At 68.8% G+C, this 17,065-nt stretch carries 14 protein-coding genes and 1 tRNA gene; 6 read left to right on the forward strand and 9 right to left on the reverse strand.

Features of this window, described 5'->3' with window-relative positions; translation table 11 throughout:
* Positions 1-29: 29 nt before the first annotated feature.
* Together IU449_RS20545 and IU449_RS20550 are read right to left on the reverse strand one after the other, a co-directional pair.
* Positions 30-1,778, reverse strand: coding sequence for a DUF2142 domain-containing protein (locus tag IU449_RS20545; RefSeq protein ID WP_195003710.1), 1,749 nt, complete (start codon positions 1,776-1,778; stop codon positions 30-32).
* A complete protein-coding gene (locus IU449_RS20550; RefSeq protein ID WP_228805227.1) occupies positions 1,775-2,788 on the reverse strand; it encodes a glycosyltransferase in 1,014 nt (337 codons plus the stop codon). The genes IU449_RS20545 and IU449_RS20550 overlap by 4 nt, the downstream gene beginning before the upstream one ends.
* Positions 2,789-2,922: 134 nt before the next feature.
* Between IU449_RS20550 and IU449_RS20555 the strand changes: the two genes are divergently transcribed.
* Positions 2,923-3,402 (forward strand): GtrA family protein, encoded by a 480-nt coding sequence (locus IU449_RS20555; RefSeq protein ID WP_195003711.1) that lies wholly within the window; start codon positions 2,923-2,925, stop codon positions 3,400-3,402.
* Between the two features lie 103 nt (positions 3,403-3,505).
* Entirely contained in the window at positions 3,506-5,410 is a 1,905-nt protein-coding gene (locus IU449_RS20560) for a glycosyltransferase (protein ID WP_195003712.1), read from the forward strand.
* A gap of 141 nt (positions 5,411-5,551) precedes the next feature.
* On the opposite strand, the gene IU449_RS20565 is transcribed toward IU449_RS20560, so the two are convergent.
* The 6 genes from IU449_RS20565 to IU449_RS20590 form a co-directional block, all read right to left on the reverse strand.
* Positions 5,552-6,397 (reverse strand): SDR family oxidoreductase, encoded by an 846-nt coding sequence (locus IU449_RS20565; protein WP_195003713.1) that lies wholly within the window; start codon positions 6,395-6,397, stop codon positions 5,552-5,554.
* A 396-nt stretch (positions 6,398-6,793) separates the two neighbouring features.
* A complete protein-coding gene (rsgA, locus tag IU449_RS20570; RefSeq protein WP_195003714.1) occupies positions 6,794-7,840 on the reverse strand; it encodes a ribosome small subunit-dependent GTPase A in 1,047 nt (348 codons plus the stop codon).
* A gap of 247 nt (positions 7,841-8,087) precedes the next feature.
* On the reverse strand, positions 8,088-9,008 hold the full coding sequence (locus tag IU449_RS20575) for a glycosyltransferase (RefSeq protein WP_195003783.1): 921 nt from the start codon (positions 9,006-9,008) through the stop codon (positions 8,088-8,090).
* A gap of 465 nt (positions 9,009-9,473) precedes the next feature.
* On the reverse strand, positions 9,474-10,331 hold the full coding sequence (locus IU449_RS20580) for an ABC transporter ATP-binding protein (RefSeq protein WP_195003715.1): 858 nt from the start codon (positions 10,329-10,331) through the stop codon (positions 9,474-9,476).
* 9 nt (positions 10,332-10,340) lie between these two features.
* Positions 10,341-11,126 carry an ABC transporter permease gene (locus IU449_RS20585; RefSeq protein WP_228805444.1) on the reverse strand — a complete coding sequence of 262 codons (786 nt, stop codon included), beginning with the start codon at positions 11,124-11,126 and terminating at the stop codon, positions 10,341-10,343.
* A 265-nt stretch (positions 11,127-11,391) separates the two neighbouring features.
* Positions 11,392-11,991, reverse strand: a complete 600-nt coding sequence (locus IU449_RS20590) for a bacterial proteasome activator family protein (RefSeq protein ID WP_195003716.1) — start codon at positions 11,989-11,991, stop codon at positions 11,392-11,394.
* Positions 11,992-12,108: 117 nt separating this feature from the next.
* On the opposite strand from IU449_RS20590, the gene IU449_RS20595 reads away from it, so the two are divergent.
* Entirely contained in the window at positions 12,109-13,311 is a 1,203-nt protein-coding gene (locus IU449_RS20595; protein ID WP_195003717.1) for a cysteine desulfurase-like protein, read from the forward strand.
* A gap of 80 nt (positions 13,312-13,391) precedes the next feature.
* Here IU449_RS20595 and IU449_RS20600 read toward each other — a convergent pair whose 3' ends face one another.
* Complete coding sequence (locus IU449_RS20600) at positions 13,392-14,387, reverse strand: NAD(P)H-quinone oxidoreductase (protein WP_195003718.1); 996 nt, start codon at positions 14,385-14,387, stop codon at positions 13,392-13,394.
* A gap of 183 nt (positions 14,388-14,570) precedes the next feature.
* Between IU449_RS20600 and IU449_RS20605 the strand changes: the two genes are divergently transcribed.
* The 3 genes from IU449_RS20605 to IU449_RS20615 all read left to right on the forward strand — a co-directional run bounded on the left by IU449_RS20605 (position 14,571) and on the right by IU449_RS20615 (position 16,390).
* Entirely contained in the window at positions 14,571-15,746 is a 1,176-nt protein-coding gene (locus IU449_RS20605) for a lactate 2-monooxygenase (protein WP_195003719.1), read from the forward strand.
* A 125-nt stretch (positions 15,747-15,871) separates the two neighbouring features.
* Positions 15,872-16,282 (forward strand): MarR family winged helix-turn-helix transcriptional regulator, encoded by a 411-nt coding sequence (locus IU449_RS20610; RefSeq protein WP_195003785.1) that lies wholly within the window; start codon positions 15,872-15,874, stop codon positions 16,280-16,282.
* A gap of 20 nt (positions 16,283-16,302) precedes the next feature.
* Positions 16,303-16,390: transfer RNA gene (locus IU449_RS20615), tRNA-Ser, on the forward strand.
* Positions 16,391-17,065: the final 675 nt, after the last annotated feature.

Genomic DNA, 17,065 nt, shown 5'->3' on the forward strand with positions numbered 1-17,065 from the left:
GCCCGCCGGTGGCCGACTCGGCGAACGCCTCAGCCCCAGACGATGGTGTGGTACTTGACGACCGTGGCCACCAGCGCGACCGTCGTCGCCGACACCACCACAATGCTCGGCCCGAAGACCGGGGTACGCCCCTGTGCGTCGCTGAGCCGCAACGGCATCCAGCGCAGCAGCGCCGCGAAGGCCAGCAGGGCCAGCGGAACGAAGTAGCGGCCCTGCACACCGTCGATGATGTAGTAGCCGACCGGCGTGAATGACATGTAGAGCGTCACGTAGATCATCGCGACGCCCGCCGCAATGGTCAGCGCGATCAGCGTGGTGCGCCATCGGGTGGCCGAGGCCGCGTCCATCCGGTCGCCGATGCCCACACCGACGGCCAGCGCCAGCAGGCAGCCGAGCACGGCGGTGGCGGGCACCTCGATGTAGGCGAAGCCGAGTTCGCCGAAGAACTGGGTGAACCAGAGCTGGTCGCGGTAGATCAGGCTGTCGCGGAACACCTCGAGGAAACCGATCGGGTCGCCGAGGATCTCGCCGAGCTGCTCGTCCGGCTGCACCGTGTACCACTGGTGTTGCGGGCGCATCAGCCCCATGCCCTCGCCGGTGGGAGCGGCGACCGCCGTCCAGGCCAGGAAGGACGCACCGCCGACGCCGGCGAACGCCCACGGCACCAGTCGCCGCCAGTCGAACCCGCTGTCGGCGACCTTGCCGAAGAAGGCGAAGCGGCGCACCGGGACCAGCACGATGAGCATGGCCAGCAGAATGTAGGTCGGCTTGCTCAGCGGCAGCAGCAGCGTCGCGGCCAGGTAGGCCAGTGTCTCGGCCCTGCTGTACTCGCGGCCCAGGAACAAGCCCTTGACCAGCAGCGCCGACACCAGCAGCGCGAGTGCGTTGGTCATGGTGTCGGCGGTGACGGTGCCCGCCTGGAAGATCGCGATGGGCAGCACGGCGACGGTGAAGGCCAGCCACTGGATGCGGTACGCGCGCAATGCGTAGAGCGCGAAACCGACGACCAGCAGGTAGCTGAGCAGCCCGGCCAGCCGGGTCAGCAGCACCATGCCGCCGACATCGAGCCCGAGCGCTTCACCGGCCCGGATGCCCACGGCCGCGGGCACATACGCGACGGGAGAGTAGGCGGCGGTATTGGTGAACCACAGGGTGCGCTGTTCGTCGCCGACCTCGGCCGCGCGCATCCGCTCGTAGACCATCGGATCGGCGACCATCGCGCCCGGCTCGTCCGGGTTCTCCCGATAGTCGCCCATCGCGTAACCCATGAGGTCGTCGATTTCGACGGGAACGACATGGCCGTAGGCGACGCCGCGCTCGTCGTCGATTTCGGTCGGCAGGAATCCGCCGTGCGCGACCTGATAGGCGCGCCCGAATTGGGTGATTTCGTCGTGACCCCAGAACGGCGGGGTGATGATGCTGAACACCGCGCCGAAAATCGCCGCGAGCACCACGAAGGCGATGGTCGCGCCACCAAATCGCCGGTGCGCGCGCCCGGCGAGCACGCGGGTGCGGCCGGGCGCGCGCGCCACCGCCTCGTCGTTGCGCGCCCGCCCGTCCTGCGCGGTCGTGTCCTGTCGCGCCGTCCCGTCGAGCCGAGTCGGCTCCGCCACGGGCGCTGTCCGGTCCGGAGCCGGAACGATCGCGGAGTCCGGATCCGTCTCCGCGGCCGAATTCGGTGTCTCGATCTCGGCGGCCGCGGGATTCTCGGCGTCGGCCGCTGCCGTCGAATCGGATTCACCCGGAACCGCGGTGTCGCGATCGGTGGACCTGGTCAACGCGCGGCCTCGTCATCGCACAGCACCCGCCCGCGCTGTCCGAACCGCGGCGATTCGTCCGCTCCGGCCGCCGAATAGCGCAGGTAGACCAGGCGAGCCGCCTCGTGGCGGGAGCGCCGGATGCCGTCGAGGATGAGGCCCGCGGTCCAGGCCAGGCTGCCCAGCAGCAGCAGCGTGAAGCCGAGGAAGAGTGTGGGGAAGCGCGGTACCTCGCCGGTGCGGGTGAACTCGACGACGATCGGGACGGTCAGCACGATCGAGATCAGCCAGGCGAGGGTGCCCGCCAGGCCGTAGAAGGCGACGGGGCGTTCGTGCCTGGCCAGTCCGATGATCAGCGACAGGATCTTGAAGCCGTCGTGGTAGGTGCGCAGCTTGGACTCGCTGCCCGCCGGGCGGTCGCGGAAACCCACCGGCACCGCGGTCTGCGGCACGCGCAAGTGCAGCGAGTGCACGGTCAGTTCGGTCTCGATCTCGAATTCGCGCGAGACGGCGGGGAAGCTCTTGACGAAACGGCGGGAGAACACGCGAAACCCGCTGAGCATGTCCTCGACGTTCTCGCCGAAGACCTTGCCGACGACACCGTTGAGCACCTTGTTGCCGGTCTCGTGGCCGGTCCGGTAGGCGGAGGCGCCCTCGTCCTGTCTGCGCACGCCGAGCACGTGGTCGTAGGGGCCCGCCAGCAGCGTCTCGATCATCTGCGGGGCGGCGGACGCCTCGTAGGTGTCGTCGCCGTCGATCATCAGGTAGACGTCGGCCTCGATGTCGGCGAAAGCGCGCCGGACCACATTGCCCTTGCCCTTGGTGTGCTCGTAACGCACGATCGCGCCCGCCTCGCGCGCCTTATCGGCGGTCCGGTCGGTACTGAGATTGTCGTAGACGTAGACGACGATGCCGGGCACGGCGGCACGCAGGTCGGCGACGACCTTGGCGACGGATGCCTCTTCGTTGTGGCAGGGGACCACTGCGGCGATGCGAAGGTCGGTGGAGTCCACCCGGGTCACAATCCTCATCTCGGGGGGCGAAGGGGACATCGGGGAGGGTACACGTCTGGGGTACCGTCGCCGAGGTGTCCTACCCCGACCCTGTTGTTCCACCGGCCGAGCGATCGGCGGCCGCTTCCGTACCCGCCTCGGGGGAAGACCGGGTGTCCGCGCCCGCAAGCCGCGCCGCCGCTCTCGCGGCGGCGCTGCGCAAGGGCAGTGCGTTCCTGGTGGTGGGCGCCATCGGTTTCGTCGTCGACGCCGGCGTCTACAACCTGCTCGTGTTCTGGGGTGGCGAAGGTGTGATGTTCCACTCCCCGCTGCCCGCCAAGGTCATCGCCATCGCGGCGGCCACCGTGGTCACCTATTTCGGCAACAAGTGGTGGACCTACCGGGACAAGAAACCGGGCAACGCGGCCCGGCAATATCTGCTCTACGCGGCGTTCAATGTGGCCGCGATCGGCCTGCAACTGGGCTGTCTCGGCTTTTCACGTTATGTGCTCGGGCTGTCCTCACCGCTGGCGGACAATATCGCCGGATTGTTCGTCGGACAGGCCCTCGCGGTGGTGTTCCGTTACTGGGCGTATGACAAGTTCGTATTCACCGACAGTGGCGACCGACCCGCCGGGCGCACCGGTCGCTGACACGCATGTTCCTTCGACGGTTGATATTCTCGCCACGCCGCGCTCGGCATCCCGGGGCGTGTGGTTCGTCCCCGTCGGCACCAAGTTGAATTTCGAGGACTTCATGGACCAGTCGGCTATCCAGGCCGTTTCCGAATCTGACGACCGCCGAACCGCCGCAGCCGCTCCGGCCGCGCTGCGCGTCGACCACAGAGCCCCCGACCGGCTCGTGCTGCAACGCGGCATCTACACCGGCCCGTCCGCCAAGATCAACGACGAGCTCTACGCCGTCGCCAAGGGCGGCAAGGTGACGCGCGAGCGTTTGGCCCTGCGCCTGGACAAGGGCGTCACCGTCCACACCAACACCTACTTCGGCCGGTTCGCGGCCAGCTACTGGCAACGCTGGACCACCGTCACCGAGGTGACCGTCACGATGGCCCTCGAGGTCGGCCGCCGCGCTCGCGTGCGCCTGGTCGCCTCCGACATCGCCGGGCACCGCCGCATCATCGACAGCCTGACCACCACCGCCAGCGGCGTCGCCACGCTGAGCGCACCGCTGGACCAGTTCGTCGACGGCGGCGCGCTGTGGCTGGAGTTCGACGCCGACGGCGGTGAGCTGGGCATCGAGGAACTGGTCTGGACCGCCGCGGCTCCCGAGCGGATCCGCCCGGTCGCCATCGCCATCTGCACGTTCAACCGGGCCGCCGACTGCGCCGAGACGGTCGCCGCGCTCGCGGGCGATCCCACCGTGCTGGCCGCCATCGACGCGGTCTACGTCGTCGACCAGGGCACCGATCCGGTCGCCGATCGCGCTCGCTACCAAGAGGTCGAGCCCGCCTTCGGCGACAAGCTGCGCTACATCCGCCAGCCCAACCTCGGCGGCGCGGGTGGCTTCACCCGCGGTCTCTACGAGGTGTCCGCGGTCAACGAGCACGCCGACGTCATCCTCATGGACGACGACATCCTGTGTGAGCCCGAGACCGTGCTGCGATTGAACGCCTTCGCCAACATGACCGTGGAACCCACCCTGGTCGGCGCGCAGATGCTGTTCCTGCTCAACCCCGACTACCTCAATGTCGGGGCGGAGGAAGTGCATCTCGGCGAACTGCGCCACGGTCAGCGGGTGCCCAAGGCGCTGCGCAACACCTCCATGCTCAAGAAGAACCAGGAACGCCGCGTCGACGCCGGTTACAACGCCTGGTGGACCTGCCTGATCCCGGCCGAGGTGGTCGCGAAGATCGGCCTGCCCATCCCGATCTTCTTCCAGTGGGACGACGTCGAGTACGGCGTGCGGGCCCGCGAACACGGGTTCGTCACCGTCACCCTGCCGAACGCGGCGGTCTGGCACGCGGACTTCTACTGGAAGGACTACGACGACTGGGCCAGGTATTTCTCCACCCGTAACTCGCTGATCGTCGGCGCCATGCACACCGACCTGGACGGCAGGAAGATCACCAAGCAGCTGTTCCGCAATATCGCGGAGCAGCTGGTGGCCATGCAGTACGGGCTGGTGCACACCACCCTGCAGGGCATCGAGGACTTCATGGACGGCCCAAAAACCCTGCGTGACGGCGGCATCGCCGCGCTGGCCGCCGCCCGCGCCGAGCGCGCCGACTACCCGGAGACCATCAAGCACCCGGCCGCCACCCCGCCGGTGAACGCCGCGGACATCTCCGTCCGGCGCGCGGGCGGCGAGCCGAGCCGGGCGTTGCTGATCCTGATCAAGCGCGCCGTCGACCAGTGGTTCGGCCGCACCCAGCACGGGCTGATCGGCGTCACCCGCGAGGACGCCTACTGGTGGCACGTCTCCCTGTTCGACCACGTGGTGGTCACCGACGCCTCGCAGTCCGGCGTCCGCATCCGCCGCCGCGACAAGGCGCGCGCCCGCGCGCTGCTGCTGCGCACCATCCGGGTGCTGCGCCGACTGCGCCGCGAGCTGCCCGCGCTGCAGTCGCAGTACCGGGCCGCGATGCCCGAGCTCACCAGCCGCGCGAACTGGGAACGTCTCTACGGGATCAAGGCGGACTGAACTCGCCGCACACCCCCGCGTGACGAAGAGGCCGCACACTCCACGTGTGCGGCCTCTCGTCGTCCGGAGGGCCCGTCGCGGGGGCGGGCCCGACCGCGTGGCGCCCGGCAGCGGCGTCGGCGCCCGCCTGCCCGCGGTCTCTCAGAGGAACAGGTCGGTGCTCAGCGGCCCGTCGCCCGGGACCACCCGGTACTTGTCCAGATCGGTGATGCCGTGCGCGGCGAGCACGTCGTCGTCGATGAAGAAATTGCCGGTGGTCTTCTCCGCCGGTGAGGTGAGCACCAGGTAGGCGGCGTCGGCGTAGATGTCGGGGGTGCGGGAGGTGGCGATCATCTCCTCGCCGCCGAGCAGGTTGCGCACAGCCGCGGTGGCGATGGTGGTGCGCGGCCACAACGAGTTGACGCCGATGCCGTCGTTCTTCAGCTCTTCGGCCAAACCGAGGGTGGTCAGCGACATCCCGTACTTGGCGATGGTGTAGCCGAGGGCCGCGCCCGCCCACTTCGGGTCCAGGTTGAGCGGCGGGGACAGCGTCAGGATGTGCGGGTTGCGGCCCGCGCGCGCGGACTCGCGCAGGTGCGGCAGGCACAGCTTGGACAGCAGGAAGCTGCCACGGCAGTTGATGTCCTGCATGAGGTCGTACTTCTTCATCGACAGGGCGTCGGTGGGGGAGAGGTCGATCGCCGAGGCGTTGTTCACCACGAGATCGATCCCGCCGAACCGCTCGACGGTCTGGCGCACCGCTTCCGCCACCGACTCGTCGACGCGGATGTCGCCGACGAAGGGCAGGACCTGTCCGCCCGCCTGCTCGACCTCGGCGGCCGCGGTGTGGATGGTGCCGGGAAGTTTCGGGTGCGGTTGGTCGGTCTTGGCGATCAGGGTGATGTTGGCGCCGTCGGCCGCGGCGCGTTTGGCGATCTCGAGGCCGATGCCCCGGCTGCCGCCGGACATGATCAGCGTCTTACCCGCGAGCGGCTTGTTTTCCGTCATCGACATGCTCCTTCGTCGCGAGCGCCCGCGCGGGTCTCGCCCGCCCGGACGCGCCTCGTGTCGCGGTGCGGTGCGGTGCTCCGCGACGGTCGTCTCTCACCGTAAGCGGGTCGGCGACGATATGCAACCAGTTGCATAGTCCCATCCGGAAAGGCGCCGGTGATCGGGCGCCCACGGCGTCGGCGCGCAACTCGCCGAGGCACAGCCGAATACCGGCGGCCGCCGGGTGCGCGAGGGACTGGTGTCCGATGGTCGCGCGTCTGTGCCCCGGCGCGCTGGACGACTCCGTGCCTCGCGGCACTCGTGCGGTGGCAACCCGATGGTCGGCCTCGCGTGACACGGCCCCGGGGCCTCCGAGCGTCGGTGTGACGCGCGGAGACCCCAGGATCCGATGTGCTAGCGGCGGTTGTCGCGTTCGCGGTAATTCCGCCGCTGCTGTTTGGCGATGCCGCGCCACACGCGCTCACGCTCGGCCTGCAGCCGCTTGTCGGTGCGTGCCGCCATCCAGGCGTTCTCTTTGGCCAGCTTGCGATAGCTGGTCAACCTGCGTTCGGTGATCACCCCGGCTTCGATGGCCTCGCGCACCGCGCAGCCCGGCTCGGACTCGTGCGCGCAATCGGTGAACCGGCAGTGCGCCGCCAACTCCTCGACATCGCTGAAGGTGCGTTCGATGCCCTCGGCCGCGTCCCACAAGCCCACGCCACGCAGGCCGGGAGTGTCGATGAGCGTGCCGCCGCCGGGCAGCGGGCGCAGTTCCCGGTGCACGGTCGTGTGCCTGCCCTTCTTGTCCACGGCGCGAACCTCATCGGTGGCGAACACCTCCCGGCCGAGCAGGGCATTGGCCAGCGTCGACTTGCCCGCGCCGGACGGGCCGAGCAGGGCGACGGTCCCGTCCAGCAGTGCGGTGAGCACATCGAGGCCGAACCCGGCATTCGCGCTCACCGCCAGCACCGTGGCCCCCGGCGCGACCGCCCGCACCTCGTCGAGCGGGATCTCGCCCGCCGCATCGGCTTTGGTCAGCAGGACGACCGGCTGCGCGCCGCTCTCCCACACCAGGGCGAGCATCCGCTCGATCCGGCCCAGATCCACATCGCCGTCGGCGGCCGTGCAGATCAACACGGTGTCGACATTGGCGGCGAGCACCTGTCCGGTGGATCGGCCGGAGGCCGACGAGCGCACGATCGCGGTGTGGCGCGGCAACAGCGCGCGCACCTCGCCGCGGGCGTTCAGGCTCACCCAGTCGCCGGTGCACAGCCCGCTGATCGGGGAGTCCGCGCGCGGGCACTGCGCTCGCCTCGGCCCGGTGGGCGTGATGACATCGCATTCGCTGCGATCCATGCGCAGGACGCGCGCGGGGACGCAGTCCTCGTCCAGATATGCCGCGTACCGCGCGGCGACGGTCTCGGTCCAGCCGTAGGGAACGAGCAGGTCGTGGTCGACCATTCCAGAGCATCCTTCGTCGGGCCGAACCCGACGCGGGGCTCGGCTAAGAGTTGTGGAGGCCCTCGGGGGAGAAGAACACCCCGGGGGAGGGAAACACCGCGGCGCGGGCCGGGACCCGGCGCACGACAAACCGCACATCCGTCATGTGTTCCACCTCCTCGTCTCTCTCGTTCCGACACCGACGCCGGATACTCTCGCACGCCCCGCGCGTATCCGGCAAAGGATTTTCCACCTGCGCGGATGCGATCTAGTCGGGTTTGCCGAACTGCTCGTTGCGGCCCAGCGAGCGCAGATGGAACCACTCGCGCAGCCCGGCCGGATCGCGGCGGGTCACCAGGAAGAACCAGGAGAACCGGATCCACTCCTGCGGCAACAGTTTGCGCATGCCCGGCTGCGACATCAGGTAACCGCGGTTGCGGTAGGTGAAGTAGCGTTTCACCGGATCATCCGGGTACTGGGTGTGCATCCGCCCGCCCAGGATCGGCTTGAATTCGGCCGCGCCGTTGGGATGCAGGTAGGCGGTCTGCAGACAGGTGCCGAAGGGCAGCCCGGAGCGGACCAGCCGCCGGTGCACCTCCACCTCGTCGCCACGCACGAACAGCCGCAGGTCCGGCACGCCGATCACGTCGACCGCCTTGGCGGAGATGAGCGCGCCGTTGAACAGTGAGGCGATGCCCGGCAGGAAATCGTCGTCGCCGAGTTCGGAGCGCAACCGCCGCCACACCACGCCGCGACGCAGCGGGAAGGCCAGCCGATCGGGTTCGTCGATGTCGCAGACCACCGGGGAGACCTCGACCAGACCATGCCGACCGGCGCAATCCAACAGGGTGGCCAGCACCTCCGGGCCGTCCGGGCGTCCGTCGTCGTCGGCCAGCCACACCCAGTCCGCGCCGAGGGTCAGCGCGTGCAGCATGCCCAGCGCGAATCCGCCCGCGCCGCCCAGATTGTGGGCCGAACCCAGGTAGGTCGTCTCGATCGGCTGCTGCTCGACCAATTCGGCGACCTCGGCCTCGTTGGCGTTGTCCACCACGATCAGGTGATCGATCGGCCGTGTCTGCGAGGTCAGCACTTTCAGCGACTCGGCCAGCAGCTCCCGCCGCTTGTGGGTGACCACGATCGCGACGATCCGGGCCTCGGGCCCGGTGCCGGCTTCGGGCAGATACGACATCGCCTCGCCACCGACGGGGTCGATCTCGAAGCCGTCGAACGAAGGCCGCGCGGTTTCGTCCGCACGCGAGGTCGCGCTGTCCGCGGCAACGGTGTCAGAGTTCTCGCCGCCGTCGGATCCATCGGTACCGGCGCCGCTTTCGACACCACCGCGTGTGCCCGCCGAGGCGTCGGCGGCGGAGGTCTCCGACGCTGCGGCGCCCTCCTCCGGTGAGTTCACCGGCGGTGGAACAGCGTGCGTCGCCTCGCGTTCCCCGAGCGATCCCGTCCCGGTCGCGTCACCGGCGCCGGACTCCGCGGTGGGGCGAGCTTCCGGGCTCATGCTGTTCCCCTCATGCATGTGTGGGCGCCCTGCGTGGTTACGCGAGCTTCCGCCTCCGGGCGCTGACCGCTCATGCTGTTTCCTTCGTGCATGTGCGGGCGCCCTGCGTGGTTACGCGAGCTTCCGCCTCCGGGCGCTGACCGCTCATGCAGTGTTCTGCTCCAGTTCTTTCGCACTGTCGTCCGCGGATTCCTTCGCGCGGCCTGCCCGCTCGGCTTCCATCTCGCGCAGCACGGTCGCCACGTGATTTCCTGCCTCGGGGCCTTCGTAGGCGCGCACCACATCCTCGATGCCGCCGCGCTCGCGGATCTGGCCGTGGTCGATCCACAGCGCGGAATCGCAGAGCTGGGCGAGGAATTCGTTGGAGTGGCTCGCGAACACCAGGATGCCAGACCGGGCCACCAACTCCTGCAGCCGCAGTCTGGCCTTCTTCATGAATTCGGCGTCGACCGCGCCGATGCCCTCATCGAGCAGCAGGATCTCCGGGTCGATGGAAGTCACCACGCCCATCGCCAGGCGCACCCGCATACCGGTGGAGTAGGTGCGCAGCGGCATGTGCAGGTATTCGCCGAGTTCGGTGAAATCGGCGATCTCGTCGATCTTCGCCAGCATCTGCTTGCGGGTCTGTCCGAGGAACAGGCCGCGGATGATGATGTTCTCGTAGCCGGAGATCTCCGGGTCCATGCCGACGCCGAGATCGAACACCGGCGCCACCCGGCCGCGGATGCGGGCGCTGCCGTGGGAGGGCTCGTAGATGCCCGACAGCAGCCGCAGCAGCGTCGACTTGCCCGCGCCGTTGTGCCCGACCAGGCCCACCCGGTCGCCTTCGCGCAGCTTCAAGTTGATGTCGCGCAGCGCCTCGACCACGACCACATCGGACTGGTTGCGCCCGATCGCGCCGCCCGCCTTGCCGAGGAACGCCTTCTTCAGCGACCGCGACTTCGCGTCGAAGATGGGGAACTCCACCCACGCGTGGTGGGTATCGATACTCACACTGCTCATGTGCGGCTCCTACACCCAGTACGGCACGCGGGCACGGTACTGCTTCATGGCCAATACCGCGCCGATCCAGCCGATCACCGTGATCGTGCCGACGATCACCCAGTGACGCAGCTCCTGCGGTTCGCCCAGCAGGGGAGCGCGCACGATCTCGAGGTAGTGGAAGGTCGGGATGATCTCGACCAGCCGCGCCCGATCGCTCGCGCCGCCGATCTGGTCTTCGAGGGTCTTGGTGGTCCACATGACCGGGGTCAGCACGAACAGCATCAGCGTCATCGAGCCCAGGATCGGGGCGATGTCGCGGTAGCGGGTGCTGAAGATGCCGAACAGGATCGACACCCACATCGAGTTCAGGAAGATCAACACGATCGCCGGTATCGCCAGCAGGCTCGCCCAACTGAGGTTCTCCCACACCCCGAAGCCGACCAGCAGCAGCAGGTAGATCACCAGGTTGTGGGCGAAGAACAGCAGTTGCCGCCACACCAGCCGGTAGATGTGCACGCTCAGCGCCGAGGGCAGCTGTTTGATCAGCCCCTCGTTGGCGATGAACACATCCGAGCCCTCCAGGATGCTGGCGGAGATGACGTTCCACACGATCAGGCCGACCGTCACGTAGGGCAGGTACTCACGCAACGGCTGACCGAGCAGCGTCGCGTAGAGGATGCCCATGGCGGCGGCCTGCACGCCGGTGGCGATGGTGATCCAGAACGGCCCGAGCACCGAGCGGCGGTAGCGCTGCTTGATGTCCTGCCAGCCGAGGGACAGCCACAGCTCGCGCTGCCCGAAGCCGTCGCGCATATCCCGGAACGCGCGCCGGAAGGTCTGCGAGTCGGACACGAAAGCCACCGCTGCGTTCGCCTCGGGGTTCTCGGTGTTCTTCGAGGTCGCCGGATTCTGCTCGGTGGTTGGTACCGAGCTCTGTTCAGGAGGCACCGCACTCACTTCGGAGTCGGGGCGAGCGGCAGCGGCGGGCACGGTGCTCGACACTACCCTTCGAGCAGGCGTCCGCGGTCGGGATGGTCCCAGCTCATCGGACGCATCCGACCCTGGCCGCTCGCCGGGTTCACAAGTACTGGCCGGAACCGCCGGTGACGTGGTCGCCGCGGCCCGCGCGGGGATCGGCCATCTGCAGCCCGGGCGGCAGCGCGCCCTGGCGCATCTGTTCCAGCTGGGCGCGGGCGGCCATCTGCTGGGCGAACAGCGCGGTCTGGATACCGTGGAACAAGCCTTCGAGCCAGCCGACGAGCTGGGCCTGGGCGATGCGCAGCTCGGCGTCCGAGGGCACCGCCTCCTCACCGAACGGCAAGGTCAGCCGCTCGAGCTCGGCGCGCAGCTCCGGCGCGAGACCCTGCTCGAGTTCGCGCACCGAGGAGCGGTGGATCTCCTTGAGCCGGCTGCGGCTGGCGTCGTCGAGCGGAGCGGCGCGCACTTCCTCGAGCAGCTGCTTGATCATGGTGCCGATGCGCATCACCTTGGCGGGCTGCTCCACCATGTCGGCCAGCGATTCGCCCTGCTCGGCGCGCTCGTCGGAGTCCTCGGCGGTGACTTCGTCGTCGGCGGGCACCGCATCGGCGCGGTCGCTCGCACCGGCCTGCAGCACCAGCGGCTGCCCGTCGGGGCCGACCACGACGATGGAATCGGGTGTCTCGTCCGAATGCGTCATGACCCCTATCATGTCGCGTTGTCGCCGGACGCGCTAAACCTCCGGCGTGCGGAGCCGGACGCCGGGCGTTCGCCGGGTCCGTACCGAGCCGCGTGGACGCCGATTAGAGTGGCCGATATGACTTACGACGTCGCGAGGGTTCGGGGCCTTATACCGTCCCTGGGCGACGGCTGGATTCATCTCGATCCGCAAGCCGGCATGCTTGTCCCGGATTCGGTATCTCGTGCCGTCTCAACGGGTTTCCGTACGACGTCGTTCTCCCATGTCGGACGCCATGGGGCGGCGCGGCGAAGCGCGGCTGTGCTGGACGCCGCCCGCGAGGCGGTCGCCGATCTGGTCGGCGGCGACCCGGCAGGTGTCGTGCTCGGTCCGGATCGAGCGGTGCTGTTGGCCTGGCTCGCGGAATCGCTGAGTTCGCGTCTGGGTCTGGGCACCGGGATCGTGCTGTCGCGCTTGGACGACGAGGCGAATGTCGCGCCGTGGCTGCGCATCGCCAACCGCTACGGAGCGCACGTGCGCTGGGCGGAGGTCGAGATCGAGACCTGTGAGATGCCGTCATGGCAGTTCGAGGAATTGATCGGCCCCACCGCTCGGCTCGTCGCGCTCACCGCGGCCTCGCCGATCGTGGGCTCCGCGCCCGCGGTGCGGGTGGCCGCCGACCGGGTGCACGAGGTGGGCGGTCTGCTGGTCGCCGACGCGTTCGGCGCCGCGCCGTACGCGCTGATCGACATCGACGAACTCAACGCCGACGTGGTCGCGGTCAGCGCCCCGGCATGGGGCGGTCCGCAGATCGGCGCGCTGGTGTTCCGTGATCCGGCCTTCCTCGACCGCATCCCCTCGATGTCGCTGAACCCCTATGCCAAGGGCGCCGAACGACTGGAGGTGGGGGGTCACCAGTACGGCCTGCTCGCCGGGCTGACCACCTCGATCGACTACCTCGCCGGTCTCGACGAGGGCGCCGAGGGCACCCGCCGCGAGCGTCTGGAGATCTCCATCACCTCGCTGCAGGATTATCACGACTCGCTGTTCGAGCACCTGATGGACACCCTCGACAAGATCGACGCCCTCACCGTCATCGGCCGCGCCTCCACCCGCATCCCGACCGTCAGTTTCACGGTGGCCGGAATGCAGGCGGAGAAGGTCGCCGCCAAGCTGGCCGACGCACGCATCGGCACGCTCAGCGGCGTGCACGGCGGTAGCAGGCTGCTCGACGCGCTGGGCGTGAACGACGAGGGTGGAGCGGTCACCGTCGGGCTGGCGCCCTACACCACGAAGTTCGAGATCGACCAGCTCGGCCGCGCACTCGGTTCGCTGGAATAGCGGCCCGCTGGAGTAACACTCGCCGATGACGACGGCTCACCGGCCTACGGGCCGGAGTGGGTGGGTCGCGGGGGCGCCGTTCACTCCTCCTGGACGCGCAGCACGACTTTGCCGACGACCTGCCCGGAGTCCAGCAGCTCGTGCGCCAGGCCCGCCTCGGCGATGTCGATCTCGGCGTGAATCACCGGCACCACCGATCCGTCCTCGACCAGCGGCCACAGCCTGGCGCGCACGTCGGCGATGATCTCGGCCTTGCTCCCGGTCCCCGTCGCCGGTCTGTTGCGCACATTGGTGGCGTGCACGCTGCCCCATTTGCCCAGCAACGCACCGATGTTCAGCTCGCCTTTCACCCCGCCCTGCATGCCGATGATCACCAGGTGACCGTGCGGGGCCAGCGCGGCGACATTGCGCGAGAGGTAGGACGCGCCCATGTTGTCCAGGATGACGTTCGCCCCTCGGCCGTTGGTGTGCGCGCGCACCACGTCGACGAAATCCTGTTCGCGGTAGTCGATCAGTACCTCCGCGCCGAGTTCCCGGCAGCGCTCGAGCTTCTCCGCCGAGCCGGCCGTCACCGCCACCTGCGCGCCGCGCTGCTTCGCGACCTGGATCGCGTGCGTGCCGATCCCGCCGCCACCGCCGTGGATCAGTACCGTCTGCCCGGCGTGCAGGCCCGCGGTGGAAACCAGGTTCGACCACACCGTCGCCGCGACCTCCGGCAATCCGGCCGCCGCCCCCAGATCCATGTCGTCGGGGACCGGAAGCAGCTGGGTGGCGGGCACCGCGACCCGCTCGGCGTACCCGCCGCCGGACAGCAGCGCGCACACCCGGTCACCGACCCGCCAGTCCCGTACGCCGTCACCGAGTTCGGCGATCACGCCGGAGCACTCCAGGCCGGGCACGTCGCTCGTCCCGGCGGGCGGCGGGTACTTGCCCTGCCGTTGCAGCATGTCCGCGCGGTTCACCCCGGCGGCCACCACGTCGATCAGCACCTCACCGTGCCGGGGCGAGGGATCGGGCGCTTTCCCCCACACCAGCACTTCCGGTCCGCCGAATCCGTTCAGTTCGATCGCACGCATGTTCTCCATACTGCTCCGTTCGCCGCGCCCGTAGCGATCGAACCCGGAACGCTGCGACCCGCCGTTCGCGATCCGGCACCGTGTGAGTCGAGTCGCAGCCGCGTAATCCGCCGCGAGCAGGTCGGCCGGCGATTTGCGGAATCCGCCCAGCGCGATCGACGCCGTCGGGCTAGCGTTCCACCCGTGAGCAGTTTCATCGACTTCCAGAACGAGATCTACCTGCGCGGACTGGGCGGTGAACTGCCCGAACTGCCGATGACGGCCGACGGGCTCGAGCAGCGCGCCCGCGATGTCCTCGGCGCCGCCGAATACGCCTATGTGGCGGGTAGCGCCTCCTCCGGCCGCACCGCCGCGGCCAACCGCGCCGCCTTCGACAAGCACCGCATCGTGCCCCGCATGCTGCGTGGCACCACCGGCCCCGGCGCCCGCGACCTCTCGGTCGACGTGCTCGGCACCCACTTGGCCGCCCCCGTGCTGACCGCCCCGATCGGGGTGCTGGAACTGGTACACGAGCGCGGCGAGGTGATCGTCGCGGAGGTCACCGAGGAACTGGGCATCGGCTCGGTGCTCTCGACCGCCGCCTCGAGCACCATCGAGGATGTCGGCGCCGCCGCGGGCGAATGGTGGTATCAGCTCTACTGGCCCGCCGACGACGAGTTGGCCCGCTCCTTCGTCGAACGCGCCGAGCGCGCCGGCGCCAAGGCCATCGTCGTCACCGTCGACACCCCGTCCCTCGGCTGGCGTCCGCAGGATCTCGAACTCGCCCATCTGCCGTTTCTGGCGGGCAAGGGCATCGCCAACTACCTGTCCGATCCGGTCTTCCGCGCCAAGCTCCCCATGCCGCCGGAGCAGAGCGAGGACGCGATGCGGATCGCCGTCCTCACCTGGGTCGGCCTGTTCGGCAATCACACCTTGCGCCCCGCCGACATCACCCGCCTGCGCGAATGGACCGATCTGCCCATCGCGATCAAAGGCATCCTGCATCCCGACGACGCCCGCATCGTGGTCGACGCGGGCGCCGACGGCGTGATCGTCAGCAACCACGGCGGTCGTCAACTGGACGGCTCCATCGCCGCCCTCGACGCCCTGCCCGCCGTCGTCTCCGCCATCGGCGACCGCGCCGACGTGCTGTTCGATTCCGGCGTCCGCACGGGCTCGGATGTCCTGATCGCGCTGGCGCTGGGCGCGAAAGCCGTCCTGTACGGCCGCCCGTACGCCTACGGCCTGGCCCTCGCCGGCCGCGACGGCGTCCGCCATGCCCTGCGCCTGCTGCTCGCCGACGTCGACTCCTCTCTCGGCCTGTGTGGCCGGTCCAGCGTCGCCGCCCTCGACCGCTCCGTGCTCACCACGCCGTTCTGACCGGCCTGTTCACACAGTGCGACTTATGCCCGTTTTAGAATCTCGCTGTGCCCGAGCCGTCGAACCTCGCCGCTGCTGAACCCCGTTGGCTGTCCGCGGACGAACAGCGAGCTTGGCGGGCCTATATGGACGGCCACCAACGTCTCATGGCCACCCTCAACCGTCAGCTCCTGCGTGACAACGACCTCACCTTCGGCGAGTACCGGATCCTGGTCCTGCTGTCCGAGGCACCCGGCCACGCCCTGCGCATGAGCGAACTCGCCGACGGCGTCCAGTCCTCGCGCAGCCGCCTCACCCACCAGATCCGCGGCATGGAGTCACGCGGGCTGGTCCGCCGCTCCTCCTGCCCGCGCGACGGCCGCGGTGTCCTCGCTCAGCTCACCGACATCGGTCTGCGCATCCTGCGCACCGCCGCCCCGGGCCACGTGGCCGCCGTCCGCCGCCACTTCGTCGACCTCCTCGACGCCGACCAACTCGACACCATCCACCAGGTGTTCACCCGGGTCGACGGCACCACAGCCGCCCCGACCGCCTGACACGTTAAGATCGCTGCACTGGAGACGTGGCAGAGCGGCCGAATGCACTCGCCTTGAAAGCGAGCGTCGCGAGAGCGACCGGGGGTTCAAATCCCTCCGTCTCCGCCACGAACGCCCCGATCGTCTCCACGTACTCCGGCGCGGGCCTGTCAGGGGCCATAGGCATCGCCGAGCGTGAGCCGCTCGGCGACTGCGCGCCTTCGGGATACAACCCGATGGGCTCTCGACGGTCAGCTATCGGCGCGAGCCGCTCGATCGAGCGATGAGCACTTACCGGGAATACCGCGTGAAGTGCGGGTTCGGGCATGTGCCCGATACATATCGATTTCGCGATCCGGTGGCGGCAACCGGAAAGTTCTCGTCCGGCGAATACAGCGACGCCCCTGGGCCTGTTCGGGTCGGCCTCGCGGGCCCGATTCGGTCGGCCCGATAGTGCCCGGTCGCACCAGAACTCGCCTTTACCTGGGGATTTGACATGGTGCGAGTGTCTGCGTAACTTATTCCAGGTCAGAGCGACACGGACACCGACCCGGAGCCGAGACGCCGAGCCGAGAGGTTCAGCGTGGCCTGGGAAACGAGGTAGGACGAGGAGCGCCTGGCGATCACACTGGCTCGGCCATAGTTCGGATTTGGTTCCGGAGGACTGGACGCGCTAAGCTGGAAAAGTTGCCTCACTGAAGCACCGGAGTTTTTCTGGTTCGGATGTGTGTGCGTGTGTTCTTTGAGAACTCAATAGTGTGTCGATGAATGTCAGTGCCAATTATTTATTGGTTCCGGCTCTTC

Origin of the sequence: Nocardia higoensis, from assembly GCF_015477835.1 — a bacterium.
GTDB classification, from domain to species: domain Bacteria; phylum Actinomycetota; class Actinomycetes; order Mycobacteriales; family Mycobacteriaceae; genus Nocardia; species Nocardia higoensis_A.